This window comes from Njordella calcicola (assembly GCF_056494125.1).
This window is the reverse complement of sequence record NZ_CM151396.1, coordinates 5,574,596-5,597,187: the sequence shown is the minus strand read 5'-3', so window position 1 is coordinate 5,597,187 and position 22,592 is coordinate 5,574,596. Positions and strand designations below refer to the sequence as shown.

The 22,592-nt window shown below is 51.7% G+C and carries 15 protein-coding genes; 14 read left to right on the top strand and 1 reads right to left on the bottom strand.

Annotated features, from left to right (window positions below; genetic code table 11):
• Window positions 1-185: 185 nt before the first annotated feature.
• The 7 genes from SH302x_RS21610 to SH302x_RS21580 all read left to right on the top strand — a co-directional run bounded on the left by SH302x_RS21610 (window position 186) and on the right by SH302x_RS21580 (window position 10,297).
• Window positions 186-1,484, top strand: coding sequence for an efflux RND transporter periplasmic adaptor subunit (locus SH302x_RS21610; RefSeq protein WP_479364790.1), 1,299 nt, complete (start codon window positions 186-188; stop codon window positions 1,482-1,484).
• A 45-nt stretch (window positions 1,485-1,529) separates the two neighbouring features.
• Window positions 1,530-4,676, top strand: coding sequence for an efflux RND transporter permease subunit (locus SH302x_RS21605; RefSeq protein WP_479364789.1), 3,147 nt, complete (start codon window positions 1,530-1,532; stop codon window positions 4,674-4,676).
• Window positions 4,677-4,716: 40 nt separating this feature from the next.
• Window positions 4,717-6,285, top strand: coding sequence for a phytoene desaturase family protein (locus tag SH302x_RS21600; protein ID WP_479364788.1), 1,569 nt, complete (start codon window positions 4,717-4,719; stop codon window positions 6,283-6,285).
• A gap of 135 nt (window positions 6,286-6,420) precedes the next feature.
• On the top strand, window positions 6,421-8,295 hold the full coding sequence (locus SH302x_RS21595) for a serine/threonine protein kinase (protein WP_479364787.1): 1,875 nt from the start codon (window positions 6,421-6,423) through the stop codon (window positions 8,293-8,295).
• Between the two features lie 11 nt (window positions 8,296-8,306).
• Entirely contained in the window at window positions 8,307-8,954 is a 648-nt protein-coding gene (locus tag SH302x_RS21590; protein WP_479364786.1) for a sigma-70 family RNA polymerase sigma factor, read from the top strand.
• A gap of 308 nt (window positions 8,955-9,262) precedes the next feature.
• Window positions 9,263-9,484, top strand: coding sequence for a translation initiation factor IF-1 (infA, locus tag SH302x_RS21585; protein WP_479364784.1), 222 nt, complete (start codon window positions 9,263-9,265; stop codon window positions 9,482-9,484).
• Between the two features lie 66 nt (window positions 9,485-9,550).
• Window positions 9,551-10,297 carry a carbon storage regulator gene (locus SH302x_RS21580; RefSeq protein WP_479364782.1) on the top strand — a complete coding sequence of 249 codons (747 nt, stop codon included), beginning with the start codon at window positions 9,551-9,553 and terminating at the stop codon, window positions 10,295-10,297.
• Between the two features lie 5 nt (window positions 10,298-10,302).
• On the opposite strand, the gene SH302x_RS21575 is transcribed toward SH302x_RS21580, so the two are convergent.
• Window positions 10,303-12,288 (bottom strand): cation:proton antiporter, encoded by a 1,986-nt coding sequence (locus SH302x_RS21575; protein ID WP_479364780.1) that lies wholly within the window; start codon window positions 12,286-12,288, stop codon window positions 10,303-10,305.
• A 241-nt stretch (window positions 12,289-12,529) separates the two neighbouring features.
• Here SH302x_RS21575 and SH302x_RS21570 point away from each other — a divergent pair, with 241 nt between their 5' ends.
• The 7 genes from SH302x_RS21570 to SH302x_RS21540 all read left to right on the top strand — a co-directional run bounded on the left by SH302x_RS21570 (window position 12,530) and on the right by SH302x_RS21540 (window position 21,901).
• Entirely contained in the window at window positions 12,530-13,900 is a 1,371-nt protein-coding gene (locus tag SH302x_RS21570; RefSeq protein WP_479364779.1) for a hemolysin family protein, read from the top strand.
• Between the two features lie 55 nt (window positions 13,901-13,955).
• Window positions 13,956-15,278: a citrate synthase gene (locus SH302x_RS21565; RefSeq protein ID WP_479364777.1), complete on the top strand. Its 1,323-nt coding sequence runs from the start codon at window positions 13,956-13,958 to the stop codon at window positions 15,276-15,278.
• Between the two features lies 1 nt (window position 15,279).
• Window positions 15,280-16,191, top strand: a complete 912-nt coding sequence (locus SH302x_RS21560) for a lipase family protein (RefSeq protein ID WP_479364776.1) — start codon at window positions 15,280-15,282, stop codon at window positions 16,189-16,191.
• Complete coding sequence (gene gluQRS / locus SH302x_RS21555) at window positions 16,191-17,192, top strand: tRNA glutamyl-Q(34) synthetase GluQRS (RefSeq protein ID WP_479364775.1); 1,002 nt, start codon at window positions 16,191-16,193, stop codon at window positions 17,190-17,192. The genes SH302x_RS21560 and gluQRS overlap by 1 nt, the downstream gene beginning before the upstream one ends.
• Window positions 17,189-17,881, top strand: a complete 693-nt coding sequence (gene bioD, locus SH302x_RS21550; protein ID WP_479364774.1) for a dethiobiotin synthase — start codon at window positions 17,189-17,191, stop codon at window positions 17,879-17,881. The genes gluQRS and bioD overlap by 4 nt, the downstream gene beginning before the upstream one ends.
• Window positions 17,882-18,123: 242 nt before the next feature.
• Window positions 18,124-19,503 carry a DUF1501 domain-containing protein gene (locus SH302x_RS21545; RefSeq protein ID WP_479364772.1) on the top strand — a complete coding sequence of 460 codons (1,380 nt, stop codon included), beginning with the start codon at window positions 18,124-18,126 and terminating at the stop codon, window positions 19,501-19,503.
• A 49-nt stretch (window positions 19,504-19,552) separates the two neighbouring features.
• Window positions 19,553-21,901: a DUF1553 domain-containing protein gene (locus SH302x_RS21540; RefSeq protein ID WP_479364771.1), complete on the top strand. Its 2,349-nt coding sequence runs from the start codon at window positions 19,553-19,555 to the stop codon at window positions 21,899-21,901.
• Window positions 21,902-22,592 lie beyond the last annotated feature (691 nt).

The window sequence follows — 22,592 nt, the reverse complement described above, 5'->3', positions numbered from 1 at the left end:
CGTCCCGATTGCTCATCATGCGTCAAAAAACAATCATGCAAACTAACAGCCCCGCCAAACTCAAAGAGGTTTACCCATTCATGCGCCAGTGCTTGACTCACTCGAGGTCGCTAGCAGACGCAGCGATCGGAAACGCCTGTCGGTTTGCAGTCCTATCATCCTGCATATTACTTGGGGCACTAACTATGCTTCGCGAAAGCAGGGCAGACCAAGTCGCAATGCAGACAACTTTTGTTGAAACCACGGTGCTCGCAGAGCAGGACGATGTGCGGCTTGCGAGGTCATTTACCGGCGTATTGACAGCTCGTCGTGCCAGCGATCTAGGTTTCAAGACCATCGGCCGCATTGCAAAACTGAGCGTGGATGAAGGGGATGTCATTAAGGCCGGGCAAGTCATGGCCGAATTGGATACAGCGGCTTTGCAAGCAGAGCTGAAGGTCTTGGTAGCCGAACGCAGCATTGCGACCGCAAAGCTCGATGAGTTAGTTGCCGGACCGCGACGTCAATCGATTGAAGCGGCCCGGCATCAGCAGCTTGAGTATCAAGCGTTGCGCGATCAAGCTCAATCTACATACAATCGACGCAAGCGACTTGCAAATTCGGATGCGATCTCGTTGCAAGACATTGAAGATGCGCAGCACCAAATGGCGGCTGCAGAAGCGAAGCTGAAGGTTCAGATGGAGCTTGTGTCGGAGCTTGAAGAAGGAACACGCAAAGAGCAGATTGCTGCCCAGCAAGGGCAACTGGCGATGATCGATGCAAAGATCGACAGCATCAAAGTCCAGCTTGACGAAAGCCAGTTGGTCTGCCCGTACGCTGCAGTGGTCGCACTGCGTCATGTAGACGAAGGCGCCATCGTACAACCAGGGTTATCGATTTATCGCATTCTTGAGCTAGCGCCATTGGAAGCTCGAATTGGAGTGCCACCAGAGATGCTCGCCGAGTTGAAATCGACAAAACAATTCGATCTTTCGCTGGCAGGACAACCACGTATCGCAGTCCTGAAGGCCGTTTTGCCGGAACTGGATTCAGCAACGCGAACGCAAACAGTGATACTGCAACTGCAACCGCATCCCCAAGGGGCGATGCAAGGTGGTCTTGGGCAAGGTAGTCTTGGTTCGAATTCAAACAGCTTCAACATCGATGCGGCAGGACAGATTATCCAACTGCAGCTATCGCAGAAAGTGCCTCAAACAGGGTTCTGGCTGCCAGTTTCGGCATTGGTACGAAGCACTAAAGGCTTATGGTCGATCTTTGTCGTCACGCGAATTGAAGATACCGCAACGGGCCAAATTCAACACGTGGCAGAACGACGTGATGTAGAAGTATTGCAAATCGATTCCGCGCGAGTCTTGATCCGCGGAGCGGTTACTGCAGGGGAACGCGTCGTAACCTCTGGCGTGCAGAAGATCACCACAGGACAGACCGTAGTTCTGGCACCTGTTGTGAATGCCGATGCTTCGACCTCAGGAAATACAAAGTAACACGCGGCATCGTTGCCTGAACAATAAGTGGAATAGGAATTCGTTATGCAGACCTTCTTTTATAACAACACTCGCAGTTTAGCTCTGGCGATCTTGTTGCTTGTGGTGGCGGGGACGATTGCGTTCTTTCTTCTGCCACGAATGGAAGACCCGCTGCTCACTCCTCGTGCCGCGACTGTGACCACCTTTTTTCCTGGCGCGGATGCGGAACGCGTTGAGTCGCTGGTTACCGATAAGGTGGAAGAAAAACTTAGCGATATCAATGAGATCAAGGAAGTCAACTCAACCAGTCGCCAAGGTGTATCCTTTATCACGATCGAATTGCGAGATAGTATCACCAAACTTGAAGCGCCGCAGGTTTGGTCTCGCATCCGCGATCGATTAGATGACGCCCGAATCAATCTTCCTGCTGGGGCTAGTAAACCAGAATTTAAAGAGTTAGATATCAAGGCGTATGCATTAATTGTTGCCTTGCGTTGGGATAATGATACGCCAGTGCAATACTCACTGCTACGTCGTTTGGCCGAACAGTTGAAAGAGGGAATTCAAGCAGTACCTGGCACTGAGAAGGTCGACACCTTTGGCGACCCCGACGAAGAGATTGTGGTCTCAATTCGCCCAGAAGTAGCCGCGTCCCTGCAACTGTCTGCTCAAAAGATTTCCCAATTGATCTTGGCTAGCGATGCCAAAGTATCAGCGGGGCAATTGCGCAGCAAGTCTGATAGCTTACTGCTGGAAGTAAGCGGTGAACTAGATACTTTGACACGTGTCTCACATATTCCTATTCAGATCAATACGACAGGCAACGCCGTTGAACTGGGAGACATTGCAACGATCGACAAATCCATTCGTACGCCAGTCAACTCGATGGTGTTGCTGGAAGACCGACCTGCGGTTGCGTTGGGAGCTTTTGTGCTGGCGGAGTATCGCTTAGATTATTGGACACAATCTTTGGAGCCGATCCTAGAAGCTTTCGGCAGCGACTTGCCGCCTGGGATTGCATTGGACATTGTCTTCAAGCAAAACCCATATGTCGATCAACGCATGAATGTGTTATTCGCGAACTTTTTATCCGGCATTGCAGCTATCTTTGTCGTGACCACAGTGCTCATGGGTTTTCGCAGTGCTTGGCTGGTTAGCCTGTCATTGCCGTTGTCCTGTCTGCTAGTCACGTTCCTGATGTACTTGTTCCGGATTCCGATCAACCAAATGTCAGTCACTGGGCTAATTCTTTCGTTGGGTTTAATGATTGACAACGCCATTGTTGTGGTCGACGAGATAGATAAAAAGTTAGCGGAAGGTCACTCGCGTTTAGAAGCGATTCGCGCTAGCGTTTCATTCCTTGCGGCCCCTCTAGGTGCTTCAACGTTGACCACTATCCTGGCGTTTGGTCCGATTGCGATCATGCCAGGCCCTTCGGGAGAGTTTGTTGGAGCTATTGCGATTGTTGCAATCTGTGGAGTTAGTTGCTCGTTGGCAATTGCGTTAACGATAAATTCTGCAATGTCGGGCTTAACATTGCGGGCTGATCGCAAGTCCCCGAGTTGGTGGCGATATGGATTCAAGCCAAGAATTCTTACCAACGCTTACCAATGGGTTCTTCGGTTGCTGTTTCGATTTCCTGGGTTTGTGTCGATCCTTTGCTTAGTGCTACCGATATTGGGCTTTAGTACAATTCGATTGTTGCCTGAGCAATTCTTTCCACCGTCGGACCGAAATCAGTTTCATATCGAAATCGAGTTACCCAACACTGGCTCAATTGCAGAAACGGAATTGCTAGCCAAGCAGATACGAGCCGAATTGCTAAAGGATAATGAGATTACGCAAGTAGCTTGGTTTATCGGTGAGAGTGCGCCACCGTTTTACTACAACATTATTCCGGATCGCAAGAATTCCCCGCAGTACGGCCAAGCGATTGTAGATTGCAAACCGAACGTTGATACTTTGGCGTTGATTCGACGCGTGCAAGAAATGTTGGACCAGCAGTTTCCAGCAGTTGCAAGCCTCGCCCGCCAATTGGAACAAGGCCCTCCCTTCGGTGCACCGATTGAAGTCCAGATATTCGGAGCGGATGCGGATAAGTTGCAGGAGTTAGGCGAACAGGTTCGTTTGGTATTATCGCAAACTTCAGAGGTCACGCAAACTCGTTCGGACTACTCTAACTCACTTCCCAAAGTGAAGTTCAGGATCGATGAACAACAGGCAAGGTTGGTCGGATTGGATCATACGCAGATAGCTAACGAATTGAATATGATGTTGGAAGGGGTAACAGGCGGATCGATTCTTGAAGGTTCTGAAGAGTTGCCGATTCGAGTGCGCGTTTCCAATGACGATCGCAGTGATCTCAATCGTATTGCATCGATGGATTTATTGTCAGCGACCAATCCTTCTACCGATGGAACGAACCCGCAGCGGTACCAAGCTGTTCCGATCAGTGCTATCTCAAAGATAGAGTTATCATCTGAGGCTGCTAGCATCAGTAGACTGAATCGGGTGAGAATGAACGAAGTCTCTGGGTATATTCGTGCGGGTGTATTGCCGGCAACAGTCCAGAAAGATTTCCAGCGAAAACTGAAAGCATCTGGTTTTCAGTTGCCGCCTGGTTACAACATTCGCTACGCTGGCGCCGAAGCAGAACGAGATGAAGCGGTTGGAAGCCTGGTAGCTAATGGCGTGATTCTATTCACCTTGATGATTGCAGCACTCGTAATTTCGCTGAATTCATTCCGTATGACCGCTTTACTGTTTCTGGTGGCTGGTCTAGCGGTCGGATACAGTATCGGGGCCTTGTGGGTGTTCCAAATGAATTGGGGGTTTACGGCATTGGTTGGGACGATGGCCATGATTGGTATCGCCGTCAATGATTCGATTGTCGTGATTGCAGCCCTCAACGCGATTCCCGCTCATCTTGGACGCGATGTTTCGACCGTGGCAGCTTGTATTGGCCAAAACACGCGACACGTGTTAGCCACGACCATGACAACCATCGCGGGGTTCCTGCCGCTGTTTCTTGGCGGCGGTGAGTTCTGGCCCCCCATTGCAATTGCGATATCTGGCGGTGTATTAGGCGCAACGGTACTCGCTTTGATATTTGTACCTTGTACCCACATGCTGATTCGTCGCCGTGTCGATAAGTCGGCAGAACACATAGATACACCGGCTGCGGAAATCAAGTTTAGCCAAGCTTCTTAGTTCAGTGACTCCTACGATAGAAATTTACAAAAGCATCTCCATGAAAAAAACAAGCGAAACTCAGTTTGACGCCATCGTGATAGGGTCCGGCATTGGCGGGTTGGCAACGGCCAGCATCCTTGCCCAGGTGGGAGGAAAACGCGTTCTAGTTTTAGAACGGCATTTCAAACTGGGTGGTTTTACGCACAGCTTTCGCCGCAAAAAGTACGAATGGGACGTCGGGGTACATTACGTCGGTGAGATGCAGGATGGTGCGCTGACCCGGAAAATGATGGATCTTGCGACGCGCGGCGGAGTACGCTGGCACAAGATGGGCAGTCCTTTCGAACGATTTGTTTTTCCGGAAGGTAGCTTTGAAGTCCCCGACAATCTACCGGAGTTTCAAGCCAAGCTGATTGAACGATTTCCCGACGAGAAAGAGCTAATCGTTCAATACTTCAAGGACTTGAAGACCGCTCAAGGTTGGCTGATTCGTTGGTTTATTGGAAAAGCATATCCAACTCCCATCGATAGCCTCTTTACTTTGGGTGGTAAGGATCTGGTAGGAATGACGACAGCCGACTATTTGTCGCGATTCAAAAGCCCGTTGTTGCGAGCGATCTTGGCCGCCCAGTGGCCCGACTATGGAACTCCTCCGCAAGAAAGCGCCTTTGGTATTCATGCTACGGTTTCGGCTGATTTCTTCAACGGTGGCTATTATCCAATCGGAGGCTCCAAAGAGTTGGCGGCCGAAATGTGTAAAGCCATTGAAGATCGCGGCGGTTGTTGCCTAGTAAATCACGAAGTCAAAAGTATTGACATCGTAAACGGGGTCGCGAAGGGAGTGACTGCCATACACAAAGGTCAAGAGATCCATTTTACTGCACCCAAGGTAATCTCCAATGCGGGCGCTTATACCACATTCTGCAAGCTAGTAGGTGACGAGCACGGTCAGCCTGAACGTACGCAGGCGCATCGGCTCAAACCAGGAACTTCTGCAGTGATCTTGTTTGTTGGCATGCAAGAAAATCCGCGTGACCATGGTTTTGATGACGCAAACTATTGGATCTATGACCGCATGGATCACGACGTGGAGCAATCCAGAAGAGAGAACTCGCCCGATACAATCAATGGCGTCTTTGTATCATTTGGTTCGCTGCGCAACCCGGGGCAAGAGCCGCACACGGCACAAGTGATATCGTTTATGGAAGACGACTATTGGAAGGATTTTTCCAGCTCGCAGTGGAAAGATCGCGGAGAGGAGTACGAGGCTCGCAAGGAGGCGATCTCGCAAAAAATGCTAGAGTACACCGACAAGCATTTGCCGGGTTTTCGCAAGCTGGTCGACTACTACGAATTATCAACGCCGCTTACCGTCGAAAGCTTCACTGGCCACAAAGCAGGTATGATTTACGGACAAGCATGCGATGCGAACCGGATATTCCGCGATAAGTGGAATATCAAAACATCGGTGAAGAATTTGTTTTTGACTGGTAGCGATGTCGGGACTCCCGGCGTGAATGGAGCTCTGATGGGCGGGGTGATGACGGCGGCCAAATTGCTGGGGCCTTTCGGATTATCGCGGATCATGCTGCGAGGGTTCACCAGCCGCTATAATACGGACAAATAGAAAAGGTGTCATAAACGTCGAGGTCCTTTGCGGAATTCAGCAAGACCCTATCTCTGGCGCGTTGTGGTACGCCACGTGGTGCTAGGTTTCTAAGTGATTGCGAACTTTTGTTCCAGTGTGCTCAGAACCCGACCCATGACCTCGACCAAATTTAATTTAAACGACATCAGCTTTACCAACGTCGCCGACGTGTTCCTGGCCGAACTGCGGAATGGTAACTTGATGTCCGTTGAATTACTCAAGGAAACCTTCCCTCACTTGGCTGAGGAGATCGAGACGCAAATTCCTGCCTTGGCATTGCTTGAGCAAACTATTGGGCAGCCCGCCGAACCTGCACCCGTCGCTCAAGACAAAGAACTGTGTGGTTGCACCATCGTTCGCGAGCTAGGCCGTGGCGCAGTCGGGATTGTCTATGAAGCCATCCAGCAGGATCTGGGACGCCACGTGGCGGTCAAGGTGATTCCGATCGCGGGGGCTGCTGCCAAAGCATCGGTTGAACGATTCGAGCTTGAGCGGCGAGCGATGGGACGCGTGGAGCACCCGAATATTGTTCCAGTCTATACCTATGGGCACGATTCCAAGCATGCATACTTGGTAATGAAACTGATTGAAGGCCACAGCTTGTATGACCTGCAAAATGGGGCTGGTGATTATCGTATCAAGTTTCAGTTTAATCAATTGCATTCAGACTGGCATCGATTGGCTCAGATCGGCGCCAGCGTTGCCTCAGGGCTTCACCACGCGCATGAAAGCGGACTGGTGCATCGTGATATCAAGCCAGCCAATCTGTTGTTGGGCAATGACGGCAAGATTTGGATTACCGACTTCGGGTTGGCAAAAATCTACGACTACGCCAGGTCGCTCAGCCAAACCGGCGATGCCATTGGAACTCCGCGCTATATGGCTCCCGAACAACTGCGAGGAATCTGCGATGCACGCAGCGACGTTTATTCACTGGGGGTCACGCTGTATGAGCTAGCAGCAGGGCAGCAAGTTTGGGCCGATCGCACTAACATGTCGCTGATCACTCAACGGGATTCGATCATGTTGAGACATCTATCGGAGTTGCGCAATGAAATTCCTGAAGATCTAGCGAAGATCATCATGAAGGCATGTGAGTTCTCGCCCGAGGACCGCTATCAAACCGCCCAAGAATTAGAGATCGTGTTGAATCGATTCATGGAAGGCAACTCCCCAAGTGATCGACGCAAGCGAAAGCGTGAGCCGGATGAAGTATTTCGGCAGAGGTATCGCAAGCAAGCAATCATGATGGTGTCAGGTGCCTCGGTTGGCACATTCTTGATCGCGTTTGCGGCACTCAGCTATGCCAATCGCAATCCTGCAGTGGTGGTGGTGCCCGCCAGTCCCACACCTGCAGTACATCCCGAGTCGCTCAAGCAATCGACAGTTGGACTATTAGACAAGCTGGCGGACAAGAATAACGAAGATATGGTCAAGATCGTAGCGGATTTCCTACACGAATCGCTTGACGAATCTGGTGACAAACTAAGCTTTTCTGACCCCACCAAAAAAGAGATCGATAAGCAAATCAAATATGTAAGTAAGCAGATCAAAGAGAATGGACTGAGCGAAGAGACGCTTGGTAAATTCCTGCAAGAGTATCGAAAAACCGCTCTGCCTGCAGCCACTCAAGTCATGCGGATATCGTTGATTGTCAAATCCTCTCGGCTCAACCAGCGGGAGCAAGATGCAGCGATCTATCTCCTGCAACAACTCGCTTGCGCCATCGTAAATGGTGCAGTGAGTGAAGCTCAAGCAGAAAGGTACATCTACTTGTTGACGGGTCGAACCAACACCACCTCTGCCGAAATCGCATCCATGCGCATTCCAGACGGGCAATTGCGCAACTGGTTCAGCAATATTTCCAAAGTTATTGCCAAACTACCTCCAGGTTCGATCGACACCAACCGCATGTCGGCGGACTTGGAGCGAGTGCTGCATGAGTCCTTTGATTCACAGCCATTTGCGACTCCCAGTGTCACGCAGTAGGAATCCCTTTCATGACTTTCTCTGAAACACCCAAACGCGATACGATCTCGAATGCCGTTGATATCGATCTTAATCGCTCGCAAGTACTATCGCGTCTTGTCATTGGGGGCAGTGTTGAACTGGACAAACTGTTCGATGACCTGCGCAGCGAACTGCGAGCGATGGTTGCGGCAAGGTTAGATCGTAGGTTAGCGGCCCGAGTGGATGCATCTGATATCGTGCAAGAAACCTATATTCGCGCGCTCGCGAGCTTGCCAAACTATCTCGAATCCCCGCGAGTGCACCCTGCGATTTGGCTACGATTGATAGGCAAGCATATTGTCGCAGAAACACATCGATTGCACTTTCGAGCCAAGCGTTCGCCCAACTGCGAGCTTGAATTGAATGAATCCGAAGGCCATACGCTGGCAGATCAATTCGCGGATTCCATTGTTTCAGTACATTCGTTGCTGGCCCAAGAGGAGATGGTAGCGAAGGTCAAAGGTTTGATGAGCGAACTGTCGACGCTGGACCGCGAGGTCCTTGAGATGCGTCATTCGGATAGCTTAAGTCTGGTGCGCATCGCTGAGATGTTAGAGATCCCGTTAGAAACCGCCAAGAAGCGATACTATCGCGCCCTGGAACGGTTTCGCACCGTCGCTCAGACCTCAATCTCCTAAAGAGTAGCGAGAAGCCGAACGATCCACCGGACGAACAGGTGGGATTTGGATCGCGCTGCGGTGCGAGCATGTCCGCTGCTGGGCTTGCCCCCGACGAACACCGCTTTGGTGTTCTAGACAGCTCCTGACAGCTTTTTCTGGTACGCAGTGTTGCCCCTGACAGCTTTTTATTGGATTTTGAGTGCGGCAGGTGGTGACGCCAAGGCAATCAATGGCTAAAACTAAAGGTCCTCCAACTGTTTTAACCTTTGCGGAGTGAACATGATGGAATCTTGGGTAGTTTGTCCGACGCGCATTTCCGGTAGTTTATGTCTAAGAACGAAGAAGCATTTGAAGTTGATGGCACAGTAACACAAGCGTTAGCGAATACTCGCTTCCGCGTACAACTAGAAACAGGCGACGAAGTTTTGGCCCACGTCGCCGGCAAAATGCGAAAGAATTTCATTCGTATTGTCCCGGGTGACAAAGTGCGTGTTGAACTTTCGCCCTATGATCTGTCCAAAGGTCGAATCGTATTCCGCGAACGCTAGCACGCTATCTAAACGGGAAAGCAGGCCACTCTTGACATTCTTCGGATTCCAACCACGCTCGCTGCTATGTTAGTTCTTTCCCGCGGCCCTCAGGACAAAGTGCTCTTTCCTCGGCTTGGAATCTGCGTGGAAGTGTTACGGATTGCGAACAAACAAGTTCGCTTGGGGATAACCGCACCCAAGGATGTGAAGATCGCTCGCGAAGAAGGCTATGCAGCTCAGTTCGAAGTCCCGATTCCAGACTCGGGTGACGCGGCCTCTATGTCCGCCGATGTCCGCCAACGCATTGCAGCAGCCAGTAAAATGTTGCAACAAGCCGCGAGCTGTCTGCAAGACAACCAGCAAGCCGATGCGATGCGATTGCTGAACTCGGCCTTAGCGGAATTCGACCTCTTGGAGAATGGCAATGAGGGTGAAATCGTTAGCGAACCTTCTACCCGTTATAGCAAACGCCTTCTGTTGCAGGACGAAAACGAGCCTTCTCGCACATCTCTGGCAGCTTTCTTGCGGCTCAAAGGCTTTGAAATTGTAGAAGCCAAGGATCACTGGCAAGCGAACTATTGTTTAGCCGGCTTCCAGCCGCCGGACCTCGCTTTGATTGACTTGGACGGGTCGGAGCTTTCTAGCCGCAGTACGCTGGAGCAAATCCGTGAGCATCCGACACTTTCAAGCTTGCCCGTGTTTGCCTTAAGCAGATGTGTGCCGGTTGCCAGCGAACCAGTGGGAACAGAAGGCCCGAGTCGTTGGTTTGAAAAACCGGTCGAGCCATCGGAGTTGGCGGCGGAATTGATTGCTTTCTTCAAAACGCTTTAAGGCAATTAGCGTGCGGGCTGGTTCGAGACTTCTTTGCTGCTTGCTTGGCATAGCGCGATCACTTTTTGACCGGGCTTGAACACCAGTTTTCCTTCCGAAGTACACACGATCAACCGCTTGCCGTCAACGATGAACAGCGGCCATGCTTCAGGCGGTGGTGTCGGTGTCGGTTTTTCGAGCTGTTCCTGGTCGGCTTGTGGGGCGATTGGCATTTGTGGCGGTGCAATTGCTTGAGCCGGAACGGATTCTAGGTCGGCTGCATTGGTTGCGTCAGTTTTGACTGGCTTGAGATTCGCATCGGATTTGCGTTGCTTCTGCAAAGCGGTGTTTTCCGACTGCAGAGTCAAAAAGTATTCAGCGGGTAAGACCGATAGTTTGCCTCCATCGGAAAGGATCGAGTCCAATTTCTCAAAGGTCAGGTCGCCCTGGAAAAGAGGTCGGCCAGCCATATGGTTCTGCCAGCGAGTCTCGAGATAACTGGGGCGAACCTCATTCGACCTCAGTTGGTAGACATTGGAACGCCCAAACATCTCGCGAAACCGCATAGTCGCCAGCGTGTTGACTTGATCGTTGGCGGTCATGGCCAGGAACTTGCCCAAGCCACCGAAGTCGACAAGATCCAAAACCTCTTCTGACAGGATGTTGGCAAAACAACCGTTTAGCCCCGATTGGGTTGCGCGTCGGATACGAGGAAATTGTGTATCGACCATGGTGACTTTAAAACCTTGTTCTTTTAAAGCCCGGCCGATCTCGCGGACTGTTTTATTCGCACCTGCAATCAGCAATCCTTGCGCGTCGGCGGTCGCAAGTCCCAGCTTCCTGGCAACGATGGGAGCCGTTAAGCCATACACGCAAACCGTCATGAAAATCACCCAGAAAGTTGCTGGCACCATTGCTTGTCCGGCATCACCCATACGCAATGCAAACACAGACGAGACGGCAGCCGCAACGATCCCGCGTGGTGCGAACCAAGCCAAGAAGGACCGCTCGGGAAAAGTCAGTCCACTGCCGATGGTTGACAGCCAAACGCACAGGGGCCTGACGATAATGATCAGCGCGATAGCGAACGCTGGTCCGCGCCAGCCGAGCTCCATTAGGGCATCAATGGGCACACGTGCTGACAATATAATGAACAACGTAGATATTAACAGCGTCGCAATGCTCTCTTTGAACTCAATGATCTTGCTGACGTCGATGTGCTTATAGTTCGCAAGCGTAATGCCCATGACGGTGACGGCCAACAGTCCCGCTTCCGCTTGCAGCGAATTCGCAACGGCAAAACTGCTCAGCACCAGCATCAACGTCATTGGGTTTTGCAAGTAATCAGGAATGAGGAAGTTGCGAACGAGCCAAGCAAGCATCAATGCTGGAACTAAGCCGCAAATCGCGCCCGCTCCCAGTGTGCGCAGGATATCCAGAAAACTGTTCCAAATCGCGTCATCTAGTTTTCCGGAGGACAATGGCACGATCGCGTTAAACACCAACACGGCCAGCGACGCCCCAATGGGATCGATGACGATGCCCTCCCATTTGGCAATCACTCCCACGCGGCCTGACGGCCTGATATCGCGGATCAATGGACCGATTACGGTTGGCCCTGTAACGACTAGGATGGAACCCAACAGCAAAGCCACCGAGATGGGCATCTGCAAAATGGTAACTGCAGCGACGGTGACCAGAGCCCAAGTCACTAATACGCCGATGGACAACAAACCCGCCAGCGAACGCCACGTCGTTTTCAGTTCGCTGAAGCGAAGGTTCAGTCCGCCTTCGAACAGAATGATGCCGACCGAAAGCGACACGACCGGCAACAGCAGATCTCCGAAGATCTGCTGAGGCTGTACATAACGCAAAAATGAGCCAGCGATCGAGCCGACGGCCAGCAGTAACAGAATTGCAGGAACCTTAATGCGCCACGCGATCCATTGCGTGGAGACCCCCAGCACAAAAAGTAACACCAAGCTCTTTAGCAACTCTTGGGCATGTTCCATACTCAACCTTTCGTATCCCAGGTACTATCGACAGGTTCTGTTATCCATAGCGGCGCGCCGATTCAAAATCGGTTACCAATCCCTCCCTCTCAACGAACTGGAAATGGCTGGTATCCAGGGTAGCTGCGTCAGTTATAATCCAATGCGTGTTGGAAACGCAGGGAGGTTTGGCAAGTGTAACAAAGTTCGCGTCGTAACATATGGTTAGCTGGTTGGTTGGGTCTCAGCGAGGCAAACGCCGATGAATGGCATCAACGCGGGTTATGCCGTTGTTATTGGCTTGGTACTGGCTTTCACAGGTTCCTTCGGGCATCATTTGTTGTCCAATTTCAATGGACGTTGGCTAGAAAGTTATTGCCATTTAAAGCGACGGCGAGAGCGATTTGGCCAAATCTTGGATATCCAGGATTCGGGAAGTACCGCGTGTACCTACCTGTTTCTATTTGGTGTGACCGTCATTTTGGTTTTTGGCACGTCGCTGGCGCTCGGGTTTTTGCCCTCGGTGGAACTGCAACGCAAGTATGGAAACGAGATGCCGATCGCTTCGGTATCGGGCTATGCGACGTTTGCGTTTCTGTTTGCCACCACGATGTTGCTGATGTTTTTGCGCGTATGGTTCCCGAAGGTGGTTGTGCAGGACCGCGCGTCTTGGTTGTTGTACTACACATGGCCGCTGTGGAAAGTCATCGCCGTGGCGGGTGTACCGTTTCAGCCGATCGAAGCCTTCTTCACCTGGATCGGCCATCGTCTGGGGGACGAAGTGCAAGACGATGCGTTCGAGGAAGAATCCTTGGAGGACGAAATCCGCACGATGGTCACTGCCGGTGAGCGGGAAGGGCTCATGCGAAAAGGGATGCGAGAAATGATTCAAGGGGTGATGAATCTGGACGAGTATCCGGTGCTGAACGTGATGACGCACCGGAGTGAAATCGATGCTCTGGACATTCATCTGAGCCCACAGGAATTGATCGATGCGGCGGTCGCTTCTGGGCACACCCGATTGCCGGTCTATGACGGTTCGCTGGACAACGTCGTCGGCATTCTTTTTGTGAAGGACTTGTTAGAATTCTTGAAGGTCGAGCGTTCTGAGATTGTTTTTGACACGCGGTCGTTGCTGCGCGAAGCCTGGAAGGTGCCTGGCAGTCGTCCTGTTTATGAATTGCTGCGCGATTTTTTGCACCGCAAGTCGCATTTGGCGATTGTTGTCGACGATTTTTCCGAAACTATCGGCGTTGTTACGATTGAAGACGTATTAGAAGAAATTGTCGGCGAAATTGCCGACGAACTGGACGAGGACGAACGCAGCGAGATCGTGCAGCATGAAAACTCCGCAACCGTGGATGCGGTCGGAAAGGTGACAGTGGAGCGGTTTAATCAGATTGTTGGTTGGGATTTGCCAGAATCCGACGACTACGAAACCTTGGCGGGGATGGTTATCACGCGGTTAGGGGCCATTCCCAAGCAGGACACTACGTTGCAAGTGGGACCGATTCAAATTCGAATTCTGCAAGCGACTGATCGCCAGCTTCAACTTTTACGATTGCAGCACTTGGATGCAGAAGTTAGTCCTTCCGATGCATATGTCCCCGTACGGTCGATTGCTGAAGTGTAGCTGAGCGGTTACACTGCAATTGCTGGTATTTATTAGAACGATTGGAGAGTTACGCATGCCTGATACGATCGCGGACAAAAAATCTGAAGCCACCGTTGCCAAGCTGACCCTTGGAGACAAAACCTTTGAATTTCCCGTGATTGTAGGCACGGAAAATGAGCATGGCTTTGACATTTCCAACCTGCTAAAGCAGACCGGCTACATTACGTTGGATGAAGGCTATGCCAACACCGGTGCGACCAAAAGCAGCATTACCTATCTGGACGGCGATGCTGGAATTCTTCGCTACCGAGGCTATCCCATCGAACAAGTCGCGCAGAATTGCGACTTTATCGAAACCTGCTACTTGCTGATTTACGGCGAGTTGCCGACGGAAGAACAAATCACTTCGTTCCGAGCGTCGATTCGTCGGCATACGATGCTGCATGAAGACATGCGAACTTTCTACAACGGTTTTCCCCGTGACGCTCATCCGATGGCGATTTTGTCATCGGTTGTCGGAGCTCTATCGACGTTTTATCAAGATTCGTTGGACCCTCGCGATCCGGCCGAAGTGGAAATCTCTGTCCATCGGCTGCTGGCCAAACTCCCAACGATCGCTGCTTACGCATACAAAAAAGCGTTCGGGCAACCATTCATTTATCCCGATAACAGCCTCAGCTACTGCGAAAACTTCTTGAACATGATGTTCGCGGTGCCCAGCGAAAAATTTGTCGCTGATCCAGACTTTATCGAAGCGATGAATTTGTTGTTAATTGTCCACGCCGACCACGAACAAAACTGCAGTACTTCGACCGTGCGTTTGGTCGGTTCCAGCAACGCAAATCTTTTCGCATCGATCTCGGCTGGCATCTGCGCCTTGTGGGGACCACGTCACGGCGGCGCCAACGAAGCTTGCGTGAACATGCTGCAACAGATTGCTGACGATGGCGGCAATGTGAAGAAGTATGTCGACATGGCAAAAGACAAATCGAGCAACTTCCGCTTGATGGGCTTCGGCCACCGCGTGTACAAGAACTATGATCCGCGAGCTACCATCATCAAAGCCGCTTGCGATAAACTGATCGCGAAACGCAACTTGAATGACCCTCTGTTTGAAGTAGCCCAACAACTCGAGGAAGTCGCGTTGAAGGACAGCTATTTCGTCGAACGCAAACTGTATCCCAACGTTGATTTTTATTCGGGCGTCATCTATAGAGCCATGGGTATCCCGGTCCAGATGTTTACCGTGTTGTTCGCTATTGGACGACTGCCAGGTTGGATTGCTCACTGGATCGAAATGCATCAAATGGATGCTCGCATCGGTCGGCCTCGTCAAATCTATACAGGTCACACCCAGCGTGATTGGATTCCCATGGACAGTCGCAAATTGAACTAACGTGGATACAAAAGCCTGGGTTACCGATCGTAAAATCCCAAATGATATCACGATCGCACTTAGTCAGCCGATTCATCGATTGCATTGGCTGGAGCAATCTTTGCTCATGGCGGAATTTTCACGATTAGCGTATTTCGCTCCGGATTGCATTCAGGCCATCGCCGATAAAGCAGGTGTCGAACTGACCGAGTTTATCGATCGCGATGGAGCTCAGGCTTATCTTTTTGCTAACGACCATGATTTGATTGTGGTCGCGCGTGGAACGGAGCCCAACGATTGGGATGATCTGCGGGCAGATGCCAACGCGTGGACCGTGCTGGTGGATATCGGCCGTGTGCATGCTGGATTTAATGGCGAGGTCGACCACTTATGGCCGTTGATCGAATCAAAAATCCGCGAGAATCGACGGGCGACTTATTTTACAGGCCATTCATTAGGCGCTGCGATGTCGATGGTCTGCGCCGCGCGATGCAAAGCGTCCAACATCGTGACGAACCCACAAGCTCTTTTTACGTTCGGATCGCCCCGAGTTGGAAATCGACGCTACATCGCATCCACTAAGATCGCGCACTATCGCTGGGTGAACAACAACGACATTGTAACGCGAGTCCCACCGCGCTGGATGGGCTATCGCCACAGCGGCTACGAACTGTATCTGGATCATAAGGGGCGTTTGCGAAAGGTCTATTCTTGGTCTCGCAGCAAGGATCGCTTCATCGGGCTGCTGAAAAGTTTGCGGAAGGGCAAAGTTGATTATCTAACGGACCATTCCATGGTGGAATACATCCTAGCCATACAAGCTCTGGTTCACGCTTATCATGGCGGTCGTCCTTTTCCGGACCCGAAAGTCCAGTTGCCGCCACTACCTGACATCCCAACACAGTCGCATGTGACTGCGATTACGGAATCATAATGAGCGTGACGGTTGGCAGGCTCGCTCCCTCACCCACGGGAGCCCAGCATGTTGGAAACGCGAGAACTTATCTTCTGGCATGGCTGCTGTGCCGACGTCAGTCGAACAATCGCATGCTGTTGCGCATTGAAGACCTTGAAACCCCGCGGATCAATACATGGGCTGTTGACCAAGTATTCGCCGACTTAGCCTGGCTGGGGCTGGACTGGGACTCAAAAAGGTGTCAGGAACCTTTTTTGAGCGACCATCGCTCTCCGCCAGCCGTGATTATTCAATCGCAGCGCACTGAGCGATACCAAACCATCAAACGGCAACTATTGGCGCAGGAAGCAATCTATCCCTGCACTTGTACTCGCAGTGATATTGCGGCGGCTGCTGCACCACATGAACCAACGCTCGATGGCCAAGTCTATCCCGGTACCTGTCGTCGTTATACCGCCACCGACTGTGATGAATTTGACCGACGCGGCATTCGCTACTGTTTGCGTTTTCGTACCATTTCGGATGTGCTGCATTGGCAGGATCAGTTTTATGGCCCGCAATCGATGAATGTCGAAGCTAGCTTAGGCGACTTCGTTGTTTGGCGCAGCGACAACCAAGCGGCTTACCAGTTGGCTGTCGTCGTAGATGACTTCGATAGCGGTGTCAATCAAGTTGTTCGAGGTGGCGATCTGATCTATAGCACCTTTCGACAAATCTTGTTACATCATGCATTGGGCTGGCCATATCCTGCGTACACGCACTTGCCGCTGGTTGTTGGCACCGATGGCAAACGCTTAGCCAAACGGCATGGCGACACGCGACTTTTCTGGCTGCAAAACGAAGGCATCCTGCCCCAACAACTGGTCGGATTTTTAGCGTGGAAATCAGGCATGATCGACGCGCCTCGACGGGTCACTCCCAAAGAACTACTCTCCATTGATCCTCTGCCGAACCTGCCAGCCCAACCATCACTGTTCCAAGTTGAAACAGATGTCGATTTGATGAGGACTATTCAATGAAAAGCTGTGTGCGAGGATTCACCGTGGTTGGCAACGACACCGAAGTGGGCAAGACCACGCTGACGTGCCAACTGATCAAGCATTTTGCTGCCGCGGGCTATCAGGTCGGCGCATTCAAGCCAGCCGCCAGTGGGCATGACCAACTAGATCCTGCCAGCGATTGGAACCGGCTGCGAGCGGCAACGGGCGGCGCGTATACGCTGTCGGAGATTTGTCCCTATCGTTTTGAATTGCCGGTGGCACCGCTCGTCGCCGCTCGTCGTTTGGGCCAGACGTTAGAGGACGATGTGATTCTTGAAGCTGCCGAGCAATGGAAATCCAAGTGCGATATCTTGTTTGTCGAAACCGCTGGTGGCCTAATGTCGCCTCTGACGCAACATCGTTCAAATTTAGACTTAGCCGAATTCCTGCAATGGCCGACGATAGTCATTATCGAAAATCGATTGGGGGCAATCAACCAAGCGAACTTGGTGTGCCAAGCACTACAGCTCCGCGGCTTAGCCATCGCCGCAGTTCTTTTTAACTCCGTCACGCCCACTACAGCCCAAAACGAACAGTTGAGGCAATCAAACCAAGCTCTCTTTGTCGAGCTATATCGGCAGCAAGTTGGGCCTGCTTGCCCCGCCTGCTTTGCGGTGCAGTATGCAGGCGAGTTGCCGCAGGAATTGCTAGAATTCCTTGGGATTTAGAGCGACCCGAGGCAGCCCTTCGCGCGAAGGTTGACGAGGTCATGCTGTGAACGGGGACACCTCCAACAACTGGCTTTTTTGACAGTTTCGCATTTCACGCAATGTTATGCTAAACTTATACAGGTAGGTTCAAGTCCTACGCCCCGCCTGGACCGATTCGTTCCGTCCGACATTCCGCAATATGACCGCCTGCTTTGTCATTGCAAAGTGACGTTCGCAATCTTGAAATTTGGTTTTTAATCATGCTCGACTTTATCTCCAAAGCCGTTGCGCATACTTGCAATGGAACGACACGCCGCGATTTTCTACAAGCGGGAACGCTGGGTGCCATTGGCCTTTCCTTACCGAGGTACTTGCAAGCCAAAGAGGCGGGCTTGGTCGATCCGGCCAAAGCCAACAAGTCCGCGATCATGATCTTTAACTTAGGTGCACCCAGCCAACTGGACACCTTTGATATGAAGCCCGACGCACCGGCCGAGATTCGAGGGCCCTTTCAACCGATTGCCACCAAGGGGGCTGATTTTCAAATCTCCGAGATTTTGCCCAAGCATGCGGCGATCGCAGACAAGTTTTCTATTGTGCGATCATGTTTCCATCGCGGCGCAGCAGTGCATGACAGTGGTTGGCAAATCATGCAAACGGGGCGTCAATTTTCCGGCGGAGTGAATACGCCGCATGTCGGTTCTGTGGCGGAGTATTGTTTGGGACGTCGCGGGGATTTGCCCGCGCATGTTGTACTGCCCGAAACCATGGGACGCGGAGGAGGCAACCTGCCTAATGGCCAAGCGGGTGGATTCCTGGGCAAAGCCCTCGACCCGTTCTCGCTCATGGCTGATCCATCCAAGCCGGACTTTAAAGTGCCCGATCTCCTGCCTCCCGATTCGATAGGTACCGTTCGCTTGCAACGTCGGCAACGCATGCGAGAAGTGGTCGATTCCACCGTGGGCTATTTCGAAAGCAGTGAGTCGGCCAAATTGATGAACGATAACTTTGCTGCCGCCTATCGCTTGATGACCAGCACTCAAGCACGCGATGCATTTGACCTTTCTAAAGAACCTATCGCCATCCGCGAGCGTTACGGCATGAACCGGTTCGGTCAGTGTTGCTTACTAGCGCGTCGATTGATCGAGGCCGGCGTTCGTTTTGTGACCATCAATACGTTCTTGACAGTCTTCGATGAGATTACATGGGATATCCATGGCAGCAAACCATTTACATCGGTTGAGGGCATGAAGAACATCGTCGCGCCGATGTATGATCAAGCTTACTCGGCTTTGATTGAAGACTTGTTTGACCGAGGTATGCTCGATGACACTCTGGTATGCAATCTCGCTGAGTTTGGACGGACGCCCAAAGTGAACCCTGCAGGTGGCCGCGATCATTGGCCTCAATGCTTCTCGGTTTACTTTGCTGGAGGCGGAGTGAAGGGCGGTCAAGCGATCGGTGCCAGCGATCCTATCGGGGCAGTGCCAGTCGATCGTCCAACCGAGCCTCCAGAGGTTGTCGCGACCATTATGCATGCGTTAGGACTCAATCACGAAGGCGTATTGCCCGGCCCCAATGGTCGTCCTTTCCCGCTGGTTGATTCAGGCTTTAAACCAATCTATGAGCTGTTTGGGTAAGCCTCCAGCGGTGCTCGGTTCACGCTCTCTCCACCTCATGAATAACAAAATGATGACTGTACGTTTTCTATCTCTGCCGTTTCTACTGGCGATCGCGTTGATCGGCACCAATAACTTGCTCAGCGTCAAAAACTTGTGCGCTCAGGAAGCGGATATCGTACCTGCCCAGTCTCAGGCGGATTCAAGCCGTGCGCTGATGGATTCAATTGGCAAAGCGGACGCTGGCGAAAGGGCGCTGCCCAGCAGAATTGAGTTCAGCAATCACGTCCAAGCGATCCTCTCGAAAGCAGGTTGCAATATGGGTGCCTGCCACGGCGCGCTGGCTGGCAAAGGGGGCTTCCGTTTGTCTTTACACGCCTACGATTCTACCGCCGATCACTTTACGGCCACACAGGAGGATCGCGGCCGTCGCATTGATCTAACTTACCCCGAGCGATCGCTGCTGCTGCTTAAGCCAACCGGCAAAGTACCCCACAAAGGCGGCGTGCGGTTAAACGAAAACAGCGCTGACTATCAATTGCTTCTACGTTGGATTGCTGAAGGAGCCGCAGGACCCAGCGAAAGCGAATCTAAGCTTCAGTCGTTTACCGTTCAGCCCAACGAAGTTCGATTGGGCATCAACGATCAACAACCGCTCGTTGTAACCGCCACATATTCTGACGGACGTTCAGAAGATGTGACTCGCTGGGCAAAGTTTACTTCAACCAACGAGTCGGTCGCGGCAGTCAATGATCAAGGCATCGTATCCATTCTGAGCGCTGGGCAAAGCAGTATTAATGTGTGGTTTTCCAGCCGCATTCAAAGTGTCCGTGTTACGGTTCCGTTTACTGACCAATTGCCCAGCGATGCGTTTGATACTCTTGAGGAAGCGAATGCGATCGACACCGCCGTCAAGAATCATCTGCGTCGACTGAATCTCGCTCCGTCGCAGCGATGTAGTGATCAAGAGTTTTTGCGACGCGCTTACTTGGATACAGTGGGCGTCTTGCCAACCACCGAAGAAGCACTTGCCTTTCTGGCCGATTCGTCCAGCGATAAACGCACGAAACTGGTCGATGCACTTTTGGGACGACCACAGTATGTGGATTATTGGGCTTATCGCTGGAGCGATCTGTTTATGCTTAACGGAGCCATCTTGCAAGTCGACGGCGTGAAGTCGTACTACCAGTGGATTCATAATCACGTTGCCACCAATACGCCATGGGACCAGTTCGCTAGAGAAATTCTAACTGCAACTGGAGAAGCACTCGAGAACGGCGCGACCAACTTTTACGCCCTAAACCAAGACCCTGAAAGCATGACGGAGAACGCTTGCCAAGCTTTTATGGGGCTTTCGATCGGTTGTGCCAAGTGCCATAACCACCCGCTGGAGAAATGGACCAACGATCAATACTATGCGATGGCCAACATGTTTGCACGCGTACGCGCCAAGGGCTGGGCGGGCGAAACTCGCAATGGAACCGCTGAACGAACAGTCGTCGTGCTCGATCGCGGTGATTTGATTCAACCCAATCGCGGCAAGCCCCAACCACCGGCTCCGTTGGATGGCAATCCGCTGCCTATCGATGACCCAACCGATCGACGCATCGCGCTGGCGCAGTGGATGACCGATCCCGACAATCCCTACTTTACGCGAGCTGTTGTGAATCGAGTTTGGCATGGTTACTTCGGTATCGGTATCGTTGAGCCGGTCGATGATTTGCGAGAAAGCAATCCGGAGAGTAATCCTGAACTCATGAAATTGCTCTGCGATTACTTGATCGATAATCAATATGATCTCAAGGCGTTGATGCGATTGATTCTGAATTCCGAAACGTACCAGCGTAGCAGCTTGGTTCGGTTGAACAACGCGGCTGATACCCAACACTTTTCGCGGGCTTTTCCACGTCGGCTGATGGCGGAAGTCTTGCATGACTGCATCGCGCAGGTCACCACCGTTGATTCCTCGTTCACTCAGATTGAATTCCCAGGCAATGACCGTCGCAAAGTCGATTTCTATCCGAAGGGGACGCGCGCAGTGCAATTGTATGACAGTGCCGTGGAGAACAAATTCTTGCGTTCATTTGGTCGCAATCAGCGGCGAATCGTGTGCGAGTGCGAACGCAGCAACGAGCCTAGTGTGGTTCAAGTGTTGCACATCAATAATGGCGAAACGATCAATGACAAACTGGCCGATTCCAATAGTATCGTCACGCAGTTCATCAAGCAGCATGCCGACTCGCCTGTCGAGCTAGTCCGACAAGCTTATCTACGTTGTTTCGCGCGGGAGCCCAGTGCCCAAGAGTCCGAAAATTTGATCAAGGAGTTGCCCGCTCCATCCGACCCAGAGTATCGCACCGCCGTCGAAGATTTGCTGTGGAGCTTGATGAGCAGCCGCGAGTTTCTATTTCAGCATTAACCGAAAACTCTTTACGTTGTATGCTCTTCTTCCTTAGATAGGGGCGAAGCGAGCAAATGAAGGGGTGAAGCGAGCAAATGAAGGGGTGACTCGAATCGGCCAGGCGCATCCCATAGTTGCCGTCAGAAAGCGATTGCGATGATCTCAAGCCAAAGCGCGGCCAGAGGAGAACATAGTCCGGGCGCCTCGGGTTACCTTCGTAGTCGTACAAGCAATTGTAAGTCATAGCAGTGTTTAGGGGATTATGACTTCCCACCATGCCATGCCTTGCGATTGATCAGTGCCGCTCATCCGAATCATCAGAGCGCAGTAACCCAACTAGATGCCAAGGCGAAGAGGACTAACATTGATATTCAAGATAGACACGATGAAGGCGAGTGATCCTGGCCACCGTGTCTATCGATGTTCAAAATTAGTTTGCTCCCGCTGCAATCGAAAATAACAGCATCGCCCCTAATATCTACCGTACCGTCAGATTTGGCAACAAAATTGGTATCGTTGAAGGCCTTAAACGCAGTTACGCAGATCGCAAATGCCCCCAGAGACACTCTTGATCTCGTGGATGAGCATGTTCGTGTAGCTGATTGTTTTGAACCCGAACGGTCGCTTGATCGGTTCGCCTTGCGAACCAGATCGTATTTCACTAGGTAGGGACACACAATGTCATCGTATGAACGTGTATTTGGTATCG

What these genes read in the sequence shown, in the direction of transcription:
- SH302x_RS21610 (WP_479364790.1), top strand. Translation starts at nt 186, where the DNA reads ATGCTTCGCGAAAGCAGGGCAGACCAAGTCGCAATGCAGACAACTTTT.
- SH302x_RS21605 (WP_479364789.1), top strand. Translation starts at nt 1,530, where the DNA reads ATGCAGACCTTCTTTTATAACAACACTCGCAGTTTAGCTCTGGCGATC.
- SH302x_RS21600 (WP_479364788.1), top strand. Translation starts at nt 4,717, where the DNA reads ATGAAAAAAACAAGCGAAACTCAGTTTGACGCCATCGTGATAGGGTCC.
- SH302x_RS21595 (WP_479364787.1), top strand. Translation starts at nt 6,421, where the DNA reads ATGACCTCGACCAAATTTAATTTAAACGACATCAGCTTTACCAACGTC.
- SH302x_RS21590 (WP_479364786.1), top strand. Translation starts at nt 8,307, where the DNA reads ATGACTTTCTCTGAAACACCCAAACGCGATACGATCTCGAATGCCGTT.
- infA (WP_479364784.1), top strand. Translation starts at nt 9,263, where the DNA reads ATGTCTAAGAACGAAGAAGCATTTGAAGTTGATGGCACAGTAACACAA.
- SH302x_RS21580 (WP_479364782.1), top strand. Translation starts at nt 9,551, where the DNA reads ATGTTAGTTCTTTCCCGCGGCCCTCAGGACAAAGTGCTCTTTCCTCGG.
- SH302x_RS21575 (WP_479364780.1), bottom strand. Translation starts at nt 12,288, where the DNA reads ATGGAACATGCCCAAGAGTTGCTAAAGAGCTTGGTGTTACTTTTTGTG.
- SH302x_RS21570 (WP_479364779.1), top strand. Translation starts at nt 12,530, where the DNA reads ATGAATGGCATCAACGCGGGTTATGCCGTTGTTATTGGCTTGGTACTG.
- SH302x_RS21565 (WP_479364777.1), top strand. Translation starts at nt 13,956, where the DNA reads ATGCCTGATACGATCGCGGACAAAAAATCTGAAGCCACCGTTGCCAAG.
- gluQRS (WP_479364775.1), top strand. Translation starts at nt 16,191, where the DNA reads ATGAGCGTGACGGTTGGCAGGCTCGCTCCCTCACCCACGGGAGCCCAG.
- bioD (WP_479364774.1), top strand. Translation starts at nt 17,189, where the DNA reads ATGAAAAGCTGTGTGCGAGGATTCACCGTGGTTGGCAACGACACCGAA.
- SH302x_RS21545 (WP_479364772.1), top strand. Translation starts at nt 18,124, where the DNA reads ATGCTCGACTTTATCTCCAAAGCCGTTGCGCATACTTGCAATGGAACG.
- SH302x_RS21540 (WP_479364771.1), top strand. Translation starts at nt 19,553, where the DNA reads ATGATGACTGTACGTTTTCTATCTCTGCCGTTTCTACTGGCGATCGCG.